Source organism: Parabacteroides goldsteinii, assembly GCF_020091425.1.
Taxonomy (GTDB): Bacteria; Bacteroidota; Bacteroidia; order Bacteroidales; family Tannerellaceae; genus Parabacteroides; species Parabacteroides goldsteinii.
Window position 1 is genome coordinate 707989 of the sequence record NZ_CP081906.1, and the last position, 21315, is coordinate 729303.

Below are 21315 nucleotides of genomic sequence, written 5' to 3' on the forward strand. Positions count from 1 at the left end.
TCCCTTTTATTTGGCTGCGTTGGCAATCCATGCTTCCACTTCTTCGGCCGCAGGATTTTGCAGTTCCAGCTTATACTTCTTGTTCATCTCACAAAGTTCCTGGCGCAGCTTGTTAGGGTTCACCTCTTTCAGCGTGTCGACAGTCAGATAACCGGCTTTCTGTAATGCCGGCACCCAGGCTTCATCGATACCTAATGCTACGTATTTGTCGACAGCATCTTTCTTTACTGTTTTTTCCGGACGCATTTGCGGGAAGAACAATACTTCCTGAATAGTTGTCTGACCGGTCATCAACATCACCAAACGGTCGATACCGATACCGATACCGGATGTAGGAGGCATACCGAATTGCAATGCGCGCAAGAAGTCCTGGTCGATGAACATCGCTTCGTCGTCCCCTTTTTCGCTCAACTTCAATTGATCCTTGAAACGTTCTTCCTGGTCGATCGGGTCGTTCAGCTCGCTGTAAGCGTTTGCCAACTCTTTTCCGTTCACCATCAATTCGAAACGTTCGGTCAGTCCCGGTTTGCTACGGTGCATTTTGGTCAGCGGACTCATTTCAACCGGATAGTCGATAATGAATGTCGGCTGGATGAATGTACCTTCACAGAACTCTCCGAAGATTTCATCGATCAACTTGCCTTTACCCATTGTTTCGTCGATCTCCATCTTCAATTCTTTACAAATTGAACGGATTTCATCTTCGTTCTTGCCTTCCAGGTCGTAGCCGGTCTTTTCCTTAATGGCTTCCAGGATAGGTAAGCGACGGAAAGGAGCCTTGAAGCTGATAGTCTTGCCGTCGACTACGGTTTCGCATGTACCGTTGACAGCCATACATATTTTTTCCAGCAGCTGCTCCGTGAAGCTCATCATCCAGTTGTAATCCTTATATTGGACATACAATTCCATGCAGGTAAATTCCGGGTTGTGCGTCCGGTCCATACCTTCGTTACGGAAGTTTTTCCCGATTTCGTAGACCCCTTCGAAACCGCCGACGATCAGTCTTTTCAGATACAGTTCGGTTGCGATACGCAGATAAAGGTCAATATCTAATGAGTTATGATGCGTGATAAACGGACGTGCACTTGCACCACCGGCGATAGACTGAAGGATCGGAGTTTCTACTTCCGTATATCCGGCTTCGTCGAGTACGGCGCGCATTGTTTTGATCACTTTTGCACGTTTCATGAAAATATCCTTTACGCCATCGTTTACGATCAGGTCGATATAACGCTGACGGTAACGTAGTTCGGGATCGTTAAATCCGTCATAAGCTACACCGTCTTTGTATTTAACGATAGGCAGCGGTCTGAGTGATTTGGATAATACCGTCAATTCCTGTGCATGGACGGAGATTTCACCCATTTGCGTGCGGAATACAAAACCTTTGATTCCTACAATGTCTCCGATATCGAGCAGCTTCTTGAAAACGACGTTATATAAATCTTTGTCTTCACCCGGGCAGATATCATCACGGGAAATATATACCTGTATTCTGCCTTCCGAATCCTGCAACTCCATGAATGAAGCCTTACCCATAATACGGCGGCTCATGATACGGCCTGCAATAGTTACAGGACGGGGTTCTGCATCGTCTTTAAAAGATGCCTTTATTTCATTGGAATATGCGTTTGTTACGTACTCAGCAGCGGGATACGGTTCTATCCCCATTTGGCGCAATTGCTCCATGCTATTGCGTCTTATGATTTCCTGTTCACTCAGTTCTAATAGATTCATTACGCTATTATTTTGTATAATACGGCGCAAAAGTACAAAATTTTTCTCACTTATAGGATAAAAGTGAGTAGTAGTTTACTTAATTATATATTAGAAAAGCACTTATGGTTACGTATTGCTTCCGGCAAGAAGAAGCGTACATCCTTGCCGGCAGCCAGTGATTCGCGTATAAAAGTGGAGGATATTTCCATCAGCGGAGCATCGACTTTACGGATGTCGGGAAGGTTGTCGGGAATGTTGATTTCGTATCCTTTACGGGGATAAATCAGGATAGGATAGTTGGTAATTAACGTTTCCGATTCTTTCCAGCGATTGATTGACGACCAGTTGTCGGCCCCCATTATAAAATGAAATTCGCGGTCGGGATATGTACGGTCGAGAGTACGTAAAGTGTCGATCGTGTAAGTCGGTTGGGGGAGCGTAAACTCGATATCGCTGGCACGGAATTTGGCATATCCGGCAATGGCAGCTTCGACCAGTTCGAGCCGGAGCCGGTCATCCATCAGGTCGTCGCGTTTCTTCAGCGGGTTATGAGGCGTGATAACAAACCAGAGTTCGTCTAACCCCGCAAACTCACACAGCCAGTTGGCCAGGGCCAAATGACCGATGTGAACCGGGTTGAAAGAACCGGAAAAGATTCCGGTTTTCAGCTTGTTGTTTTCCTTTACCGTTGTTTCTTCCACATTATAAAGTTGAATGCCTGTACGCCGAATACGAGTCCGGTTGCAAATGCAATGAGATATTCTTTATAAATGAGGCCTGCAATGCAGGTTCCCAATGCCGCGATTCCGGTCAGTGCGAAAATATATCCCCATTTACGTGATAATTGTCTGTTGTTATTCATTCTTTAGACAGAAAATCTTTTATAACTTCCACTGCTTCGGCCTGTGCTGTCGCAAGGTCGTCGTTTACGATGCAGACATCGAAATGAGGAATAAATCCCAGTTCGAATTCCGCTTTTGCGATACGGCTGTCGATTACTTCGGGAGCATCCGTTCCACGTCCTTCCAGACGTTCACGCAGATGGGCGATGCTGGGCGGCTGGATAAATACTGAAAGAGCACGGTCACCATAAAACTTTTTGATGTTGCATCCGCCGACAACGTCCACATCGAATATGACGTTGTTGTCTTCGTTCAGTTGGCGTTCCACTTCACTTTTCAATGTGCCGTAGTATTTATCGGTATATACTTCCTCATATTCCAAAAAATCACCGGCAGCGATACGGGCCCGGAATTCGTCGGGAGTCAGGAAATAATATTCCACACCGTTCTGTTCTGTTCCGCGCGGTGCACGGCTTGTTGCCGAGATAGAGAAATGCAGGTTCAGGTTCTGTTTTAACAGATGGTTGATGATGGTTGATTTACCTGAGCCTGACGGGGCGGAGAATATAATTAATTTACCAGCCATATTATAATACGTTTAGTACCTGTTCCTTGATTTGTTCCAGTTCGTCTTTCATCTGAACGACAATTTTCTGCATTTCCGCATGGTTGCTTTTCGAACCGAGCGTGTTGATTTCGCGGCCCATTTCCTGAGCGATGAAACCGAGCTTTTTGCCTTGTCCGTGTCCGTCTTTCATAGTACTGATGAAATATTTCAGATGGTTGTCGAGACGGTTCTTTTCTTCGTTCACATCCAGTTTTTCGATGTAATAGATCATTTCCTGCTCGAAGCGGTTCTTGTCGTAGTCCTGGTTGGCTACCTTTTCGAGGTTATCCATGATACGGGCTTTGATCTTTTCGATGCGTTCGCCTTCATATTCTTCCACTTCGGTCAGCAGGCGGGCGATATTACCGATTTTGTCTTCAAATAACTTTTGCAGCATGGCGCCTTCCTGGATGCGGAAGTCACAAAGATGTTTGATAGCTCCCTTTACCGCATTGAAAACAACTTCCCATTCGCTTTCGTCTACTTCTACAATTTCAGATTTGATAACGTCCGGCATTTTTAGTAATGTCTGGAACCAGTCAGCCGGAAGTGCAATATTCAGTTTTTCTGCTATATCCTTAACCTGGCTGTAATAACTTTCAAAAGCGGTAAGGTTGATCTGGGTAGGAGTATCTTTTCCTATATATTCGATATAAATGCTGAAATCGACCTTACCCCGTTCAAGCGACTGAAGCAGCTGGCTACGGATTTGCATTTCCTTGTCTTTGTAGATAGAAGGGATGCGGGTTGATAAATCCAGTTGTTTGCTGTTGAGTGCTTTTATTTCTACGGTTACCTTTTTTGAAGGAAGTTCGGCTGTAACCTTACCGAATCCAGTCATTGATTGTATCATTGTTCTAAAAATTTGTGCAAAGATAGCTTATTCAGTTGACAGTTGACAGTTGACAGTTGATAATTCTTCGTCCTGATAGAGAAAAAGTTCGTTATTTTCTCATTCGTATAAAGACGTTTTTGTACTTTTGTGACCAATTAATCCGGTTGATGAACAGCGGAGTTCTATTGAAAAATATCTGTCACTTGTCAACCGTCAACTGTCAACTATTATGTCTTGTATTTTAAATATTGAAACATCAACCTCGGTGTGTTCCGTCGCTTTATCGGCTGATGGTGAGGTGCTTTTTGAAAAGAGTTCATTTGAAGGTCCGTCGCATGCCGCTTTGTTGGGTGTTTATGTGGAAGAGGCTATTGCGGTGACCAAAGAAAAAGGATTGAAGCTGGATGCGGTAGCTGTCAGCAGCGGTCCGGGATCTTATACCGGATTGCGTATCGGCGTATCGGTCGCCAAAGGTTTGTGTTTCGGTTACGGCATACCTCTGATCAGTATCCCTACGCTGGAAGTGTTGGCTGTTGCCGCATTGGAGCAGCAAAATAATGCGTCCGACTGTTTGTATTGCGCCATGCTTGATGCCCGTCGGATGGAGGTATATGCCACTATCTATGATGTTAATTTGAAGACGGTTCGCGAAACGTCTGCTGATATTGTAAATGCAGAAACTTATGCTTCCTGGCTGGAAAAAGGGAAAGTTTGTTTCTTTGGGAACGGTGCAGCCAAATGTCGGGAGGTGATTACTTCTCCGAATGCGCTCTTTATTGATAACATCCATCCGTTGGCTGTTAATATGGTAACCTTGTCTGAAAAAGCATTTGCCGAAAGTCGGTTTGAGGATGTCGCCTACTTCGAGCCGTTCTACCTGAAAGAATTTCAGGCAACAATCGCTAAGAATAAGGTGTTGGGATGATAGCGTTTTGAAAGCTATCAACCGGTGGATGATTGTTAGCAGGGAACTATTTCTTCGCACTTAACCAAATCCCAACCCCGGAATTGAAGCAGTATCAAGTGGAGTGTTGTGTCTTTGGCCAACTGTAAAGCGATTTTGTCTTTACTGTATTGTAATAGTTGGCGGCGTCCTTCTTCTGCTTGTGTTTCGAGTTCCGTGTCAGTGGTGGTACGTCCAGCGTACTTTAACTCCAATATGTAGCTGTGTCCGATATCGGGATACCGCTTTTTGTCAGGTAATAAAAAGAAATCGCAGTAACCGTAATTCATTTCCAGTTCCGGTTCTACCAGATAATAAGAAGCGAGTGCCAGATATGCCTTCAGAAAACCTTGCAGATTTCTTTCTCCTTCCATAGCATCACGTACGGAAGAGTTTTCACGATAGGCGAGGGCGATGGATTCGAAAAACGGTTTCCATTGGCCGTCGTAAGCGAAGTCGTCTATTAAATCTTTCAGATGAGAAAGGTTTATTGTATGAAACTGTTGATAATAATCGCGCAGGAAACCAAAGTATTGTTCACGTACGCAATTATTGGGGATACACATTTTTAATAGTTTTCCGTGTGTACCGCACATAGTAAGCAGTCCGTAGTAATAAAGTAGACTTCGGAAATTATCGATATCCATTACTTTTTCAGCCGGGAAAGAGGTGTGCAGGTCGACTAGCACTTCTCCTTTTGCGACAATATCTTTGATAGTATTCATACAGCTATCTTCGTGTAAACTTTTATGGTTGATACCGGTTAGCTTTTTTAGTTTGCTGTAATTTATGCAAATATTTTTGTCTACCATCTCTTCCGGGGCACGGTGGAAATTTACCTGATTGTGTAAATAATACAAAATCATGTCACAATTGAACACCCGGTCACTATCCAATGCCATTCGTGCGAAACAATAATTATTATACCACGGTTTCATTTCTGCGATCATTGTATCTATGTCTCCTGTCAGCATATCGTTTTGCCGGTAATAATGAAACATTTCACGAACATCTGTTTCATCGAATCCCATCATTGCGTTAAAAGTTTCGTCAGTCGAGATATTCCAGTTGATGTTATAACCGCTCGATAAATCATCCAAAGTGATAGGACTGACCCCCATCAGGAAAATCCGGTCGAACATCCCTTTGAACTGTTTAAAGTATTCCCTGTAGAAACCGCTGGCATGTGTTAGGTCGTGAAACATTTTCTGTCCGTGTTCACTCAGTATGACGTTTGTGAAGTTGTCATATTCGTCTACGATAAGATAAAGCGGATACCCTTTTTCTTTTGCTTTTATCTCGATGTACGACAGTTTTGCTTTGGCACTTGCTATATTTTCGATCGTAGCTTTATAATCGGCATCGTAATAGGATGCATATTCATGTGCGAACTGATTGATGATCAGACCGCAATAGTCGTTGAAGCTGGTCATCATATCGGTTCCCGGTTGCGAACAACCGGCTTTTGAGAAATCGAAGTAAAGCACCTGAAAGCGGTTGCGCTGGTCGGTCGGGTGGCTGCCAATCCATAAATCGCCGAAATACTTTTCGAAATTATCCTTTTGCAATATATCATAATATGTACGCATCAAGCTAAGGAACAGACTTTTTCCGAATCGTCTGGGACGGATAAGAAACAAGTAGCTGGGCATCTTTTCGATCAGCGGCAGATACATCGTCTTGTCTACGTAATAAAAGTTTTCGTTTCTCAACCGTTTGAAATCAGATATTCCGTATGGTATTCCTTTTACTTGGCTCATGTTGGATGCTTTTTAAGATATAGAGACAAAGTTAGTTTATTCCGGCAAATAAAACAATGTTTGAGAAAGTATTCCAGCTTTGTGTTTTACAGTCTATTATTATATGAATTGCGTATGAGAGTATGGTGCTAAATCATTTGTAATCGGATGAATATTTGTCAACTATGATAGTATGGCAGTAGGTTTCGTATTTTACTCATAGATCTTTTTAAACCAAAGACTTGTTTCTGTTGTTTTATGCTCATATAAAACAAAATCAGAATTACGAAGGTATGAAAAAGAAAAATCTATGGTTGATCATCGGGGTTATTATTGCGATTGTCCTTTTGATGGTATGGTTGTTTGTGGGGACGACATTGGAAGAAGTAACTAATCCGGAAACAAATCCGATGGAGGTCGAACAAAATGTATAAAAAGTTGACAGTTGATAAGTGACAGTTGACAGATTTAGAAAAGATTCTATTTATCTGTCACTTGCCATCTATCAACTGTCACTTGTTTTATTATCCTAAGAATCCTAACAGGATACCGGCTGCTACAGCAGAACCGATTACACCTGCTACGTTCGGACCCATGGCGTGCATCAACAGATAGTTGGTCGGGTCATATTCCAGACCTACCACTTGAGAGATACGTGCTGAGTCGGGAACGGCAGATACACCGGCATTACCGATAAGCGGATTGATCTTGTTGCCTTGTTTCAGGAACAGGTTGAAGAACTTAACGAACAATACACCGGCACAGGTTGCGATCACGAATGACAACGCACCCAAACCGAAGATCTTGATAGAGTTCAGTGTCAGGAACTGAGTTGCCTGTGTAGAAGCACCTACTGTGATACCTAACAGGATGGTGATTGTATCGATCAGTGGACCGCGGGCTGTTTCAGCCAGACGACGGGTTACACCACTTTCTTTCAACAGGTTTCCGAAGAACAACATACCCAGCAAGGGCAGACCTGAAGGTACAAGGAAGCAAGTCAGCAACAGACCTACGATCGGGAAGATGATCTTTTCTGTAGAAGAAACGGCTCTCGGCGGTTTCATACGGATCAGACGTTCTTTCTTTGTTGTAAGCAGTCTCATGAACGGCGGCTGGATAATAGGTACCAACGCCATATATGAGTAGGCCGACACCGCAATAGCACCCATCAGGTTAGGGGCCAGCTTGGAAGACAGGAAGATAGCCGTAGGACCGTCAGCACCACCGATAATACCGATAGCACCGGCCTGGTTCGGTTCGAATCCCATCTGAAGAGCGATAATATAAGCACCGAAGATACCGAACTGGGCGGCAGCACCGATCAACATCAGCTTTGGATTGGATATCAAAGCGGAGAAGTCGGTCATCGCCCCGATGCCGAGGAAGATCAACGGCGGATACCATCCGGAGGTTACCCCTTGATAGAGGATGTTAAGTACAGACCCTTGTTCGTAGATACCTACCTGAAGCCCTGCATCTTTAAAAGGAATGTTACCGATCAGGATACCGAATCCGATAGGGATCAGCAACATGGGTTCAAATTCATATTTAATCGCAAGGAATATAAAGAGCAAACCAACCAATATCATAATGATATGGCCCGGAGTTGCATTATATACTCCTGTATAGGTGAGGAACAACTGTAGGTTGTCACCCAGGAATGATAAAAAACTCTCTTGCATACTCTTATCCGATTACGACGAGATCAGCACCTTCCAGTACGGAGTCTCCCTTATGTACTTTAATTTCAATAATCTTACCGTCGCGGTCAGCGTTGATGTTGTTTTCCATCTTCATAGCCTCGAGGATAAGTAAAGTTTGTCCTCTCTTCACAGTGTCGCCTACATTGCATTTGATTTGCAGGATAACACCTGGAAGCGGAGTCTTAACGGCGCCCTGGGTTGTAGATGCTGCCGGACGAGTAACAACCGGTTCGCCGCTGGCTGTAGTAGGAGCTTGTGCCGGACGTTTGAGTGTAACCATTTGTTTCTTCGCCGGTTTCTCCATTTTTACATTATAAGGAGTACCGTTTACTTCTACTTCAGCGATATCGTCGACCACTGAATTGATGTGTACTTTATATACGTTACCGTTGATGGTATATTTAAAACTTTTCATTCTTGTTTGTTTTTAGAGATAATCACTTTCTGGGAGTTTCACGTAAACTATAGATCTTAGAACTCCATGGAGAATATGCACGACGAACTTTGCGGATTGTAAGCACTGTATGTTCGATATCGTGATTGTCATCACTCATTTCATACAAAGCTGTAGCGATTGCTGCAAAAACTTCGCCCGAAACTTCGTCCGGTGTATTTACATTAACAGGTGCCCCTGCTTTCTGAGCATTACGTTTGCTGGCTGCGATAGCTGCTTTTCCGACTTGTTTGAAGATCAGGAAAAGAAGGAGCAAGCCTAGAAAAACAACAGCCATAGCTGTAATAGTCATACCGATACCCAGAGAGTCATTTGTCTTAAAGTTTTCGATCTTTTCGTTAGAATCTAACGTCAGGTTGTTTGTGCTGGGAGTCACTTTTGTGAGTTGTGCCCATTCTTCTTTTCCGTCAATAATTCTACCATAGCTAACATCCGGTTTTTGTGCAGCCGGAATTGTTATTTCGTCGATCAAGGATTTACCATCGGCGTCATAAAGTGCTATATAATTTTCTTTTGACGGGTCTAACGTGAAATTGACATGAAAAGTACCACGGTTAGGTTCACCATCCGCCCAGAACAGAGTGTGTTGATGGGGGGGGATCTGAGTTAGTACGTCACCCTTGGGGATCGGATATTTTTTAGGATTGTTCTTGTCGTCTGTCAAGAAACAACCTGCAATATTAACCGTTCCGGCAGAAGTATTGAATAATTCTATCCAGCCGTGACGTTTGCCATAGTCGTCAACGAAATTATCTTCGTTGATGACCAGCACTTCATTTATTCGCATGGAGGTTGCACGCTGTGCCTGTGCCCCGAATGATACGAGCAGGATGAACAGCAGCAATACTCCAAATCTTTTGTTAGTCATATTCATTTTCCTGTTTTAAGAATTATAGAGGCAGATTGTCATGTTTCTTAGCAGGATTGCTTAACTTTTTAGTCTGCAATTGTTGTAAAGCACGAATGATACGGAAACGGGTATTACGCGGTTCGATCACATCGTCGATATAACCGTATTGAGCTGCGTTGTACGGGTTAGCGAATGCCTTCTTGTATTCTGCTTCTTTTTCGGCTGTTGCTTTTGCAGGATCTTCGGATGCGGCAACTTCTTTTGCGAAGATAACTTCTACAGCACCGCTCGGACCCATAACTGCGATTTCAGCTGTCGGCCATGCGTAGTTCATATCGCCACGCAGGTGTTTAGAACTCATCACGCAGTAAGCACCACCGTAAGATTTACGCAATGTAACAGTGATTTTAGGCACAGTTGCTTCGCCGTAAGCGTAAAGCAATTTGGCTCCGTGAAGGATTACACCATTGTATTCCTGGCCTGTTCCCGGAAGGAATCCCGGTACGTCTACCAATGTTACCAAAGGAATGTTGAAAGCGTCGCAGAAGCGGACGAAGCGGCCTGCCTTACGGGAAGCGTTGCTGTCCAGACAGCCTGCCATTACTTTCGGCTGGTTAGCTACGATACCAACAGACTGGCCGTTGAAACGTGCGAAACCAACAATAATATTTTTAGCATAATCAGCATGTACTTCCAGGAATTCGTTGTTGTCAACGATTGTGCCGATTACTTCATACATGTCATATGACTGGTTTGCGTTGTCAGGAATGATGTCGTTCAATACATCGTCCAGACGGTCGATCGGGTCTTTGCATTCGATCAGCGGAGTTTCTTCCAGGTTATTCTGCGGAAGGAAGCTGAGCAATTTGCGGATCAGTTGCAGACCTTCTTCTTCTGTGTCGACAGCGAAATGGGCAACACCCGATTTGGTTGTGTGTACGCTTGCGCCACCCAGTTGTTCCTGAGTTACGTCTTCACCGGTAACGGTTTTTACTACTTTCGGACCTGTCAGGAACATGTAGCTGGTACCACGTGTCATGATGTTAAAATCAGTCAGCGCCGGAGAATAAACTGCGCCACCTGCACACGGACCGAAGATACCTGAAATCTGAGGTACAACACCGGATGCAAGGATATTACGCTGGAAGATTTCAGCATATCCTGCCAGGGCGTTAACGCCTTCCTGGATACGTGCTCCACCTGAGTCGTTCAAGCCGATGACAGGGGCACCCATCTTCATGGCCTGATCCATTACCTTACAAATCTTCATGGCCAGTGATTCTGACAAAGCTCCTCCGAATACGGTGAAGTCCTGTGCGAAGATGTAGACCAGACGGCCGTCGATCGTACCATATCCGGTTACGATACCATCACCCAGGAATTTTGTTTTTTCAATACCGAAGTTAGTACAACGGTGCTGAACGAACATATCAAACTCCTCGAAACTACCTTCGTCAAGCAACATGGCGATACGTTCGCGTGCTGTGTACTTGCCTTTCTTGTGCTGAGATTCGATTCTTTTTTCTCCACCACCTAAACGGGCTTGTTCGCGAAGAGCGATAAGCTCTTTTACTTTTTCAAGTTGGTTACTCATTGTATTTCTGATTTGTTGTTAGAAATGAACTGATTAATTATTTTTTACCCGGCATGCAAAGTTCTGTCAATACGCTGCAAGTTGATTTCGGGTGAAGGAATGCAATGTTCAGACCTTCTGCACCACCGCGGGGAGCTTTGTCGATCAGTTTGACACCTTTTGATTCAGCTTCGTCCAATGCAGCCTGTACATCAGGTACAGCAAATGCGATATGGTGAATACCTTCGCCTTTCTTTTCGATGAATTTGGCGATAGTGCTGTCTTCGCTGGTCGGTTCAAGTAATTCGATTTTTGTTTGGCCTACTTTAAAGAACGCAGTCTTTACTTTTTGGTCAGCAACTTCTTCGATGTTGTAGCATTTCATGCCTAAAATTTCTTCATAATACGGCAGACAAGCTTCGATGCTTTTTACTGCAATTCCCAGATGTTCAATATGTGTAATTTCCATGTCAATAAGAATTTAATAATTGATAAATGCTTTTTGTTTTGATGGCAAAGGTACATTCTTTTTGAAGAATCAAGAAATATTTCATTAATAATAATTTGGCAATTTGCCAATATGCCAAATTGCCAATGAAAGCCTTGACTTCTCATTGGCAAATCCTGTTTTTTATCGGCATATTGGCAAATTATCTTATTGGCATATTCTTAGAAATCGACTATCAGTCGTGCATTGAGTTGTCGGCCTGTCAGGTAATTCGGTACAGCATATTGCTGGTTGTCGATGTTGGTGATCCAGTAATAGGAACTGACATTTTTTATATCGAACAGGTTAAATACGTCCACTCCGATCCAGATATTTTTCAGGTGACGAAAGACTCCGCGGTCCATGATCGCATCGGTTCCTCCGGCCAGCTGGTAAGAGAAACCGAGGTCGACACGTTTGTAGGCCGGCGTGCGGAAAGTACTCTTCACATCTTCGTATTTCGTGCGTGGTGCAATAAAAGGAAGTCCGCCGGAGAGGACGCCTTTCAGATTCAGTTTTACACGTTTGTATCCGGGAAAATAATCCTGAAAGAATAACGATACGTTATATCCCTGGCTGTTGGGCATGGGAACGGTTACCATGTCACGGATTGTTTGCTCTGCTTTCATAAGCGAGAAGCTGATCCATGAGTCGGTTCCGGGTACAAATTCACCGAAGAATTTAACATCGATACCCATTGCATGGCCTTTGGCGCAGTTCTCTCCGTAGTACCGGATCTTTACGTTGTCGACGGTGTAAGGAATCAGGTCGTCCAGTTTCTTGTAATAGAGGTCGGCACTGACTTTAAAGTTGCGGTCGGCTGCCCGGAACGTATAATCGCCACCGAGAATGAAATGGATGGAACGTTGCGATTTGATATCTTTGTTCAGTTCGATAATATCATTGCCTGCGGCATCCTGCACGGTGGTTCGTAGTTCTTTATAGAACGGTGACTGGTAGTAGATACCTGTCGCTGCACGGAAGGTCAGATTCTGATCGAAATTAGGGATAAAACCTAAAGAAACGCGTGGGCTGAAAATGAATTCTTTGTTATAGCTCCAGTAGCTTCCGCGGATACCGCCGATGAGTGTGAACATACCTTGCTTGGTACGGAACTTGAAAACGTCCTGCAAATATCCCGATATCCGGGTAGTCGACAAATCATTGTCCGAATAAAGATTGGAGATCACGTTTACCCCGTTCCCTGTTTGAGGAAGTGAGTAACCTGCCGAGTCGCGTTTTTCCCATTCGCTGATGCGGTCGTTTATCTTTTCCATCTGTACGGTGGCTCCCCATTTCAGCGTGTTGTTTTTGATCTTGCTGCTGCCGTAATGTCCTACATTCATGATGGTTGAACTTAAACGGTTGCGGGCATGCTCATGGTAGCGGGCTATTTCAAGGGCATTCTGGTTATTGTCGTTTTCTGTTGTAGCATCACCCAGCCAGTATTCGCCGGTGATGTCGTAGGTTTCTATTTCCTTGCTGGAGAAAGCGGATGCCTGAAGGCCCAGTTCTGTTTTCTCGTTCGGATTGTGTTTCAAGGTCAGTGCGCCGAAGATTGTCTGGAACTTATCCCGCTCGCGGCTGTTGGGGAAATACACTTCAAATCGTTGGGCGTTTTCTACCGTACCGAAGTTTGTCTCCCGTTTATGCGGGGTGAATTTGAACGTGTTGGACGCCAGGTTCCCCAGAAAGTTTACTTCCCATTTCGGAGCTAACTGATAAGTCATGTATGATTGCAGATCGACGAAATCCGGTTGGTATTCGGCGTCCGTATCCATTGTTTTTAGTAGCGAACGTCCTGTCTTATAACGAACACCGGTTATTTGTGTGAACTTGCCGATGGAACTGCCCACATAGGCGTTTGCTCCCAGTAAGCTGGCGGAGGCCGATCCTTCAAATAACTTGGGTTTTTTATAGGTGATGTCAAGAACAGAGCTCATTTTATCTCCGTACCGTGCTTCAAATCCTCCGGCTGCGAAGTTGACAGCTTCGGTGAGGTCGGGATTGATAAAGCTCAGACCTTCCTGCTGGCCGGAACGGATCAGTAACGGGCGGAATACTTCCAGGCCGTTTACATATACTATGTTCTCATCGTAACTACCGCCGCGAACCGAATACTGGGAACTTAATTCGTTGCTGGATGAAACTCCGGCAAAAGTGACCACGAGACTTTCGATGCTTCCGCCGGCAGGGTCGGGGAGGAGCTTGACACGGTCTGCATTCATGGTTTGAAGGGTACTGGTTTGGTAACGGGTACCTACAGCAACAACTTCCCCCAGGTCGATACTCGTGTAGTTCATCTGTACATTCAGCCGCATGTCCTGTTGCAAGCTGGGTAGAATACGTTCTGCCTTATTATATCCCAGACAAGAGAAAATAACCGCTACGGAATCGCCCGGCGACGTGGTGATCGAATAGTAACCCTTTTCATTGGTCATTGCCCCGTTCAGCGTATTCTTTATCTGAACAAGCACAAGTTCAAGCGGACTACCGTCGGCATCCCGAACATATCCCGTGATTTTAACATGCTTTTGTCCAAAAGCGCTGATTGAAACTAATATAAATAGCAGTGCAGCTATCGCACGAATCTTCATAATTAATAATGTTATAGCTTTACTAACGCGAAAAATGAAGGAAGCGTATATTCAGCGTGTAAAAAATATTTATCTTTGTCCTGTTCAGAAATATCTTCCTTACAGAATGAAGATGATTAATTAACAGCTACAAAATAAGATAAAAATGGAGAGTTTTGCAACACTGATAAAGAATAGAAGAAGCACGCGTAAGTTTACCGACCAGTTGCTTTCACCTGAACAAGTCGAAATGATTTTAAAGGCAGCTTTGATGGCACCCGCTTCCAAGCGTAAAAATCCCTGGCAGTTCGTTGTGGTGGAAGATAAGGAAATGTTGAAAAAACTGGCTGGTTGTAAGCCGGCCGGAGCTTCGTTTCTTGAAGGTTGTGCACTGGCTGTTGTGGTAATGGCGAATGTAATGGATAGCGATGTCTGGGTGGAAGACGCCTCGATCGCTTCTATCTATATGCAACTCCAGGCGGAAGATCTGGGTCTGGGCAGCTGTTGGTGCCAGATACGTAACCGGCAGACGGAAGATGATGCAGACGCCAATGTGTATGTCCGTAGCCTGCTGGATATTCCTTATCAGCTGGAGGTGCTCTCGATTATCGGTTTCGGTTATAAGGACCAGGAGCGCAAACCATTTGATGAAGCTCATTTGCAATGGGAAAAGATTCACCTGGGCACTTATAAAATGCCGGAAGAAAACAAGGAAGCATGAAAATAGTTTTTATCGGAGCCGGAAATCTGGCGACACGTTTGTCGCTCGCTATGCAACGGGTTGGTATGCAGATTGGTCAGGTGTACAGCCATACAGAGGCGAGTGCCCGTCAGTTGGCAACACGACTGGGGTGTCCGTGGACGAATGATTTATCCGCTTTACAGGAAGATGGCGATCTGTATGTCTTTTCACTGAAGGATACTGTCTTGTCGGATGTAATATCGAAGGTCAAACCGAATAACGGTATGTGGGTCCATACGGCAGGAAGTATGTCGATGAGTGTATTTGAAGGATATGCCCAACGTTTCGGAGTCCTTTATCCTTTGCAGACATTCAGTAAGGGAAGGAATGTGAATTTTGATGTGATTCCCATTTTTCTGGAAGCAAACACGGATAAGAATGCGGATTATCTGAAGAATATAGCCAGCGCCCTTTCTGAGAATGTTCGTTTCATGTCTTCGGAAAAACGCCGGAGTTTGCATCTGGCGGCTGTCTTTGCCTGTAATTTTACCAATCATATTTATACATTATCTTATAAGTTACTGGAAAACGAATCCATTCCGGCAGATGTCCTTTTGCCGCTTATCGATGAGACAGTATCGAAAATACATTCCATGCCGCCTGCTGCGGCTCAGACCGGGCCCGCAATCCGGTATGATGAAAATGTGATCAATAAACACCTGGCTATGCTGGACGATCCGGATATGCAAGCGATCTACCGGCTTCTTAGCCAAAGTATACATAAGGAGGCCCAAAATGAGTAGTATCAATTATGACCTGACAAAGATAAAAGCGTTTGTGTTTGATGTAGACGGTGTGCTGTCGTGCGATGTGGTATCACTTCATCCCAACGGCGATCCGATGCGCACAGTCAACATCAAAGACGGTTATGCCCTGCAACTGGCTGTAAAGAAAGGTTACCAGGTCGGGATTATTACCGGTGGCTATACGGAGGCTGTGCAAATCCGTTTTTCCCGCTTGGGTATTGAACATATATATATGCGGAGTGCTGTAAAGATACACGATTTCAATGATTTCCTGCAAAAGACGGGATTGACGCCTGAAGAAGTCATGTATGCAGGAGACGATATCCCCGACTATGATGTGATGAAGCGGGTAGGCTTGCCGGTTGCTCCGGCGGATGCAGCCCCGGAAATCAAGCAAATAGCGAAATATATCTCCTTATGCAAAGGGGGCGAGGGTGTTGCCCGTGATGTGATAGAACAAACAATGAAAGCACAAGGACATTGGATGAGCGCAGAAGCGTTCGGATGGTAATAACAATGAAAAATAATTATGCTGACTAACCTACAACATTACCGAATCGTGCTGGGATCTAACTCACCCCGGCGAAAAGAATTATTGGCCGGACTTGACCTCAAATTCGAGGTCGAAGTAATTCCCGGCATTGACGAATCATATCCTGATGACTTGACGGCAGACGAGATACCTGCTTATATCGCCCGTAAAAAGGCAGAAGCGTATCTGGAAAAAATGACTGATAACGAATTGCTCATTACGGCTGACACGATTGTCGTCACTTATGGACAACCGGGTCGTATCCTGGGTAAACCGGCCGACCGTGAGGAAGCAATCGAGATGCTTTGCCACCTGTCGGGCCATGTACATGAAGTCATCACCGGCGTTTGCCTGACGACTAAACAGAAAACGGTTTCTTTTTCCGTCTCTTCGGCAGTCGCCTTTTCCAAACTTGAAAAGGATGACATTATCTATTATGTAGATAAATACCGTCCGTACGATAAAGCCGGTAGTTACGGGATACAGGAATGGATCGGTTATGTCGGGGTAGAGGCTATCAACGGCTCATTCTATAATGTAATGGGGTTGCCGGTGCAACGGTTGTATCAGGAATTGAAAAAGTTTTAGATAAAAAAATTACGACAATTCTTGCATAATATATTCGGAAACAGTACTTTTGCAGTCTGAAATTCCGCAGAGGGTAAACAAGTGATATGGAATATGTATCCACCCCCGGGACATAACCTGTTTAAATATAAAAAGACAGATGTACGTAATCGTAGAAATTAACGGACAACAGTTCAAAGCTGAAGAAGGTAAGAAATTGTTCGTTCAGCACATTCAGAACGCAGAAAGCGGTGCTGTTGTTGAGTTTGACAAAGTGTTGTTGGTTGACAACAATGGTGATGTAAAAGTAGGTGTTCCTACAGTAGAAGGCGCAAAGGTAGTATGTGAAGTACTGTCTCCGCTGGTAAAAGGTGATAAAGTGCTGATCTTCCACAAGAAGAGAAGAAAAGGTTATCGTAAACTGAACGGTCACCGTCAGCAGTTCACTGAAGTGAGTATTAAAGAAATTGTTGCTTAACGTTTAAAGGAGAAAAGAAGAAATGGCACATAAGAAAGGTGTGGGTAGTTCAAAGAACGGCCGTGAATCACAAAGTAAAAGATTAGGTGTTAAGCTTTTTGGTGGTGAAGTTGCTAAAGCTGGTAACATTTTGGTTCGCCAGAGAGGTACTGTTCATCATCCGGGTGAAAACGTTGGTATCGGTAAAGATCATACGTTGTACGCTTTGAAAGATGGTGTTGTTACTTTCCGTAGAGGTAAAGAAAACAGATCATTCGTTTCTATCCAGGAAGTTGTAGCAGAAGCATAAGATAGCTTTACTCGAAGAAAATAAGAAAAGCGGAATTCCGAAAGGAGGTTTCGCTTTTTTTATGTGGTTTCGCTTCCTGTTTCATGCAGGGGAAACAACTGTTTCATGCGGTAGAAACACTTGTTTCTTCTTAATGAAACAAATGCTGGCTTAGGGACTGAATAAAATAGTGAAGGCACTTCCTTCTTTCTCCTGGCTTTGCACGTGCAGCTTTCCGTTATGCAGTTTGACGATTTCCCGGGAAATGCTCAGGCCGATGCCGTTGCCGTTTTTCTTGGTACTGAAAAATGGAATGAAAATCTTGTCGCGGATTGAGTCGGGGATGCCCCTGCCATTGTCGGCAACGGTGAGGTAAGGATGTCCTTCTGAGTCATACCCGGAGAAAAGATGTATTTGCGGATTCTCTTTTTCACTTGTGGCATAGGTGGCATTGGTTATAAAATTGATGATAACCTGTTCTATCAAATCCCTGTCCATAAAGGCGGTGACTTCCGGAGCGTTTGTTTTTAGCGTGAAAGCGATCCCTTTTTGTTGAAGGGAAGGATTCATCAGGGAATGAACAGAACTCAGCAAATCATAGAGATTATATGATTTCATATCAGGTACTATCTTTTGGCTTAGATTACGATAGGTTTCGGCAAAGCGCAGTAGGCCTTCGCTTCTCCGGTGAATTGTGTCCATCGCCAGTTCCATATCTTCCAGATCCGTAGTAGACGGTTCGGATACATTTTCTTTCAATGTATGTATTTTTCTTCTGAGCGTATCCGAGAGGGATGAGACAGGGACGATAGAATTCATAATCTCATGAGTCATTACATTGAGTAATCCTTTCCAGGCACCCGATTCGACTTCTTCCATCGTTGCGCTTACATTATGGAAGGCAATCAGTTTGTAGGTTTTCCCTCCGGTTTGAAAGACGGAAGCGTTTGTCATTGTTTTGATGGTTTGCTTCCGGGCATGGATCGTTATCAGGGTACTTTTGTTTACCGGGATATCGAGCAGTTCATTGAAAAGGTTTTCGTTTTGCTTTTTCAGCCAGTTGATATTCTTGATATGAGGAATGTTGAGCAGGGTCGTAAAAGAATCATTCATCCATAGTGATTCATGGGTTTCTACATCATAGGCGAGGATACCTGTATCGACCAGTTCCAGCATCTCTTTCAGGTAATGCTGCTGCGCTTCTTTCTCGGCCGCCAGATTCAGGAAGGCATCCGTGATAGATTGGAACCGGGGGGATTCCCTTGAAAAATCTCTGTTAATGATGGACTCGGCAAATTCGTCGATATCCTGTTTTGTTTTCCTGCGTACATATATTATATATAGCAGAAGTATAACGATTAGGATGGATAGGGCGATCGTCATAGTCCGTGTTTTTCTAGCCGGCGGTATAAGGCTCCCCGGGTTAATCCCAGTTCCTTTGCCGCTTGCGATATGTTTCCGTTATGTTTTTGAATGACCTGTTCGATGGCTGTCTTTTCCAGATCATCCAGATTATGTGTCGGTATCGGTTGGGCATTTTCTTTCTGTTGCTCTAAGGGAGAGAAGGTGATGTCTTCCGCTTTCAGTACATCGCTGTCGGCCATGATAACGCCTCTTTCTATGGTGTATTGCAGCTCGCGTACGTTGCCGGGGTAATGATACAGCATCAGTTTCTTTTTGGCTGAGTCGGCTAAACGGAACTTTTGTTTGAAATACTTTTTCTCATACATTTTCAGGAAATGTTCTGCCAGCAGGATAATATCTTCGCCTCGTTCACGTAGAGGCGGTACGGTTATCTCTACTGTATTGATTCGGTAAATCAAGTCTTTACGAAACTTTGCTTCGTTGGCTAACTCCCGTAATGGCAGGTTGGTTGCTGACAGCAGACGGATATCTACCGGCATCGGTGTATTGGCTCCGAGGCGAGTTACTTCACGGTTTTGCAGCACGGTCAGCAGTTTGGCCTGCTGTTGCAAAGTTATATTTCCGATTTCATCCAGGAAAAGTGTTCCTTTGTCTGCCGCCTCGATTAGACCGGTACGATCTTCACGTGCATCTGTAAATGCTCCCTTTTTATGTCCGAAAAGTTCGCTCTCGAAAAGGGTTTCCGTCAGGGAACCTACGTCTACTTTTACAAATGGCTGATTCCGGCGAAGGGATGACTGATAGATGTAGCGGGCAACGAGATCCTTTCCTGTTCCGTTTTCTCCCAGGATCAATATGTTTGCATCGGTAGGTGCTATCTTTTGTAATTTATGGAACAAAAGCTGCATGCTTTCCGAGTCTCCGATAATCTCTATATCAGTATTTCTTTTATTTGTTTTCTCTTTACTGTCTGGAGTTGCCTGTTTCCGAAGCGTCTCCGACAGGATATTCAGCAGATGCTCGTTATGCCAGGGTTTGACGATAAAGTCGGCTGCCCCTTCTTTCAGGCTTTTGATGGCCAGGTCTATATCTGCATAGGCTGTAATCATAATGACTGACAGGGAAGGTTTCCGTTTCTTTATTTCTTTCAGCCAGAACAGACCTTCGTTGCCGGTGTTGATGGAGCTTCTGAAGTTCATATCCAACAAAATAATGTCTATGTCATTCTCTGTGACCAGCTTATGAATGTTGTCCGGGTTTGTTTCTGTCAGTATTGTTTTCACTTCCATCTTCAGCAAAAAACGTACGGCGGTCAGAACGTCTTTATCATCATCAACAATCAGTATATTTGCCTGGTGTAAGTTCATAATTACTCTTGTTAGTAGGTTGCAAATATATCAAGAATGGAGTGAATGCCCAAGCTGTTCCTGTTTTTTGTCTGTAGGCAGACATAAGGTGTCCGTTTATGGACACTATTCAAGGGCGGTCGTTTTGTTAATGGGTTAATATATTGGGGATTGCTGTTTTGGCATATCAATTGTTCCGGATTTATATGTAACATGCTAAATTATTCATAAGACTATGATTAAAATAAATGATTTGAGGAAAGTCTATAGGACGGAAGAGGTGGAGACAATTGCTTTGGATAATATGTCGCTTCATGTAAAGGAACATGAGTTTGTTGCCATTATGGGACCGTCGGGATGTGGTAAATCTACTTTGCTGAATATACTGGGATTGCTTGACGATCCTGATTCGGGTTCCTATCTTTTTAATGGGGTTGAGGTTACCGGATTAAGTGAAGACAAACGTTGCGATTTGCGAAGGGAGAATATCGGTTTTGTTTTCCAGAATTTCAATCTGATAGAGGAGTTAACTGTATTTGAGAATATCGAATTGCCGTTGGAAAATTGCGGAATGAAAGCCTCCCTCCGTAAAATGAAAGTAGAGAAAGCCTTGAAAAGCGTTCTTCTCAATCATCGCCGTAACTATTTCCCGTCGCAGCTTTCGGGCGGACAACAGCAGCGTGTGGCGATTGCCCGGGCGGTTGTCAATGATCCGAAACTGATTCTTGCAGATGAACCAACCGGAAACCTGGATAGTCGCAACGGCTTGGAAATAATGGATCTGCTGACTATGCTCAATGATGCCGGAACCACGATCGTTATGGTAACACACAGTGAACACGATGCCCGTTACAGCCACCGGATTATTCATATGCTGGATGGGAAACCTGTTTCGGAAAATTTCCTGAAAGAATTAGCTTATACCGCAAACTAAAAAACT

23 protein-coding genes are annotated in these 21315 nt (G+C 44.2%); 9 read left to right on the plus strand and 14 right to left on the minus strand.

Going from position 1 to position 21315, the window contains the following annotated elements:
* Positions 1–6: 6 nt before the first annotated feature.
* The 5 genes from lysS to K6V26_RS03865 all read right to left on the minus strand — a co-directional run bounded on the left by lysS (position 7) and on the right by K6V26_RS03865 (position 4021).
* Positions 7–1737 carry a lysine--tRNA ligase gene (lysS, locus tag K6V26_RS03845; protein ID WP_224264630.1) on the minus strand — a complete coding sequence of 577 codons (1731 nt, stop codon included), beginning with the start codon at positions 1735–1737 and terminating at the stop codon, positions 7–9.
* A gap of 83 nt (positions 1738–1820) precedes the next feature.
* The gene (gene nadD / locus K6V26_RS03850) at positions 1821–2420 is read right to left on the minus strand and encodes a nicotinate (nicotinamide) nucleotide adenylyltransferase (RefSeq protein WP_224264631.1); all 600 of its coding nucleotides are present in this window, start codon (positions 2418–2420) and stop codon (positions 1821–1823) included.
* Positions 2402–2581, minus strand: a complete 180-nt coding sequence (locus tag K6V26_RS03855; protein ID WP_007657744.1) for a hypothetical protein — start codon at positions 2579–2581, stop codon at positions 2402–2404. The genes nadD and K6V26_RS03855 overlap by 19 nt, the downstream gene beginning before the upstream one ends.
* A complete protein-coding gene (gene gmk, locus K6V26_RS03860) occupies positions 2578–3147 on the minus strand; it encodes a guanylate kinase (RefSeq protein ID WP_224264632.1) in 570 nt (189 codons plus the stop codon). Before gmk ends, K6V26_RS03855 begins: the two co-directional genes overlap by 4 nt.
* Before the next feature lies 1 nt (position 3148).
* Positions 3149–4021 (minus strand): YicC/YloC family endoribonuclease, encoded by an 873-nt coding sequence (locus tag K6V26_RS03865; RefSeq protein ID WP_010800122.1) that lies wholly within the window; start codon positions 4019–4021, stop codon positions 3149–3151.
* Between the two features lie 211 nt (positions 4022–4232).
* On the opposite strand from K6V26_RS03865, the gene tsaB reads away from it, so the two are divergent.
* Positions 4233–4928 (plus strand): tRNA (adenosine(37)-N6)-threonylcarbamoyltransferase complex dimerization subunit type 1 TsaB, encoded by a 696-nt coding sequence (gene tsaB / locus K6V26_RS03870; RefSeq protein ID WP_224264633.1) that lies wholly within the window; start codon positions 4233–4235, stop codon positions 4926–4928.
* Positions 4929–4963: 35 nt separating this feature from the next.
* Here tsaB and K6V26_RS03875 read toward each other — a convergent pair whose 3' ends face one another.
* Positions 4964–6706 carry an ATP-binding protein gene (locus K6V26_RS03875; protein WP_224264634.1) on the minus strand — a complete coding sequence of 581 codons (1743 nt, stop codon included), beginning with the start codon at positions 6704–6706 and terminating at the stop codon, positions 4964–4966.
* 272 nt (positions 6707–6978) lie between these two features.
* On the opposite strand from K6V26_RS03875, the gene K6V26_RS03880 reads away from it, so the two are divergent.
* Positions 6979–7119: a hypothetical protein gene (locus tag K6V26_RS03880; protein WP_165364434.1), complete on the plus strand. Its 141-nt coding sequence runs from the start codon at positions 6979–6981 to the stop codon at positions 7117–7119.
* 90 nt (positions 7120–7209) lie between these two features.
* Here the strand turns inward: K6V26_RS03880 and K6V26_RS03885 are convergent, their stop codons facing one another.
* From K6V26_RS03885 to K6V26_RS03910, 6 genes are all read right to left on the minus strand, one after another.
* On the minus strand, positions 7210–8370 hold the full coding sequence (locus tag K6V26_RS03885; RefSeq protein ID WP_046146585.1) for a sodium ion-translocating decarboxylase subunit beta: 1161 nt from the start codon (positions 8368–8370) through the stop codon (positions 7210–7212).
* Between the two features lie 4 nt (positions 8371–8374).
* The gene (locus K6V26_RS03890; protein ID WP_046146586.1) at positions 8375–8806 is read right to left on the minus strand and encodes a biotin/lipoyl-containing protein; all 432 of its coding nucleotides are present in this window, start codon (positions 8804–8806) and stop codon (positions 8375–8377) included.
* Positions 8807–8828: 22 nt separating this feature from the next.
* The gene (locus K6V26_RS03895) at positions 8829–9713 is read right to left on the minus strand and encodes a lamin tail domain-containing protein (protein WP_046147543.1); all 885 of its coding nucleotides are present in this window, start codon (positions 9711–9713) and stop codon (positions 8829–8831) included.
* A gap of 22 nt (positions 9714–9735) precedes the next feature.
* Positions 9736–11289 carry an acyl-CoA carboxylase subunit beta gene (locus K6V26_RS03900; RefSeq protein WP_007657778.1) on the minus strand — a complete coding sequence of 518 codons (1554 nt, stop codon included), beginning with the start codon at positions 11287–11289 and terminating at the stop codon, positions 9736–9738.
* A 37-nt stretch (positions 11290–11326) separates the two neighbouring features.
* Complete coding sequence (mce, locus tag K6V26_RS03905) at positions 11327–11737, minus strand: methylmalonyl-CoA epimerase (protein WP_007657779.1); 411 nt, start codon at positions 11735–11737, stop codon at positions 11327–11329.
* 200 nt (positions 11738–11937) lie between these two features.
* On the minus strand, positions 11938–14352 hold the full coding sequence (locus tag K6V26_RS03910) for a TonB-dependent receptor (RefSeq protein WP_007657792.1): 2415 nt from the start codon (positions 14350–14352) through the stop codon (positions 11938–11940).
* Between the two features lie 145 nt (positions 14353–14497).
* Here K6V26_RS03910 and K6V26_RS03915 point away from each other — a divergent pair, with 145 nt between their 5' ends.
* The 6 genes from K6V26_RS03915 to rpmA all read left to right on the plus strand — a co-directional run bounded on the left by K6V26_RS03915 (position 14498) and on the right by rpmA (position 17685).
* Positions 14498–15052 carry a nitroreductase family protein gene (locus K6V26_RS03915; RefSeq protein ID WP_007657793.1) on the plus strand — a complete coding sequence of 185 codons (555 nt, stop codon included), beginning with the start codon at positions 14498–14500 and terminating at the stop codon, positions 15050–15052.
* Positions 15049–15816 (plus strand): Rossmann-like and DUF2520 domain-containing protein, encoded by a 768-nt coding sequence (locus K6V26_RS03920; RefSeq protein ID WP_007657801.1) that lies wholly within the window; start codon positions 15049–15051, stop codon positions 15814–15816. The genes K6V26_RS03915 and K6V26_RS03920 overlap by 4 nt, the downstream gene beginning before the upstream one ends.
* The gene (locus K6V26_RS03925; RefSeq protein WP_007657803.1) at positions 15809–16330 is read left to right on the plus strand and encodes a KdsC family phosphatase; all 522 of its coding nucleotides are present in this window, start codon (positions 15809–15811) and stop codon (positions 16328–16330) included. Before K6V26_RS03920 ends, K6V26_RS03925 begins: the two co-directional genes overlap by 8 nt.
* 18 nt (positions 16331–16348) lie before the next feature.
* Positions 16349–16939, plus strand: coding sequence for a Maf-like protein (locus tag K6V26_RS03930; RefSeq protein ID WP_122328673.1), 591 nt, complete (start codon positions 16349–16351; stop codon positions 16937–16939).
* Positions 16940–17078: 139 nt separating this feature from the next.
* Positions 17079–17396, plus strand: coding sequence for a 50S ribosomal protein L21 (gene rplU / locus K6V26_RS03935; RefSeq protein WP_122328672.1), 318 nt, complete (start codon positions 17079–17081; stop codon positions 17394–17396).
* 22 nt (positions 17397–17418) lie between these two features.
* Positions 17419–17685: a 50S ribosomal protein L27 gene (gene rpmA / locus K6V26_RS03940; RefSeq protein WP_186958798.1), complete on the plus strand. Its 267-nt coding sequence runs from the start codon at positions 17419–17421 to the stop codon at positions 17683–17685.
* A gap of 150 nt (positions 17686–17835) precedes the next feature.
* On the opposite strand, the gene K6V26_RS03945 is transcribed toward rpmA, so the two are convergent.
* Positions 17836–19047 (minus strand): sensor histidine kinase, encoded by a 1212-nt coding sequence (locus K6V26_RS03945; RefSeq protein ID WP_224264635.1) that lies wholly within the window; start codon positions 19045–19047, stop codon positions 17836–17838.
* A complete protein-coding gene (locus K6V26_RS03950) occupies positions 19044–20396 on the minus strand; it encodes a sigma-54-dependent transcriptional regulator (RefSeq protein WP_224264636.1) in 1353 nt (450 codons plus the stop codon). Before K6V26_RS03950 ends, K6V26_RS03945 begins: the two co-directional genes overlap by 4 nt.
* Before the next feature lie 214 nt (positions 20397–20610).
* On the opposite strand from K6V26_RS03950, the gene K6V26_RS03955 reads away from it, so the two are divergent.
* Positions 20611–21309, plus strand: coding sequence for an ABC transporter ATP-binding protein (locus K6V26_RS03955; protein WP_224264637.1), 699 nt, complete (start codon positions 20611–20613; stop codon positions 21307–21309).
* Positions 21310–21315: the final 6 nt, after the last annotated feature.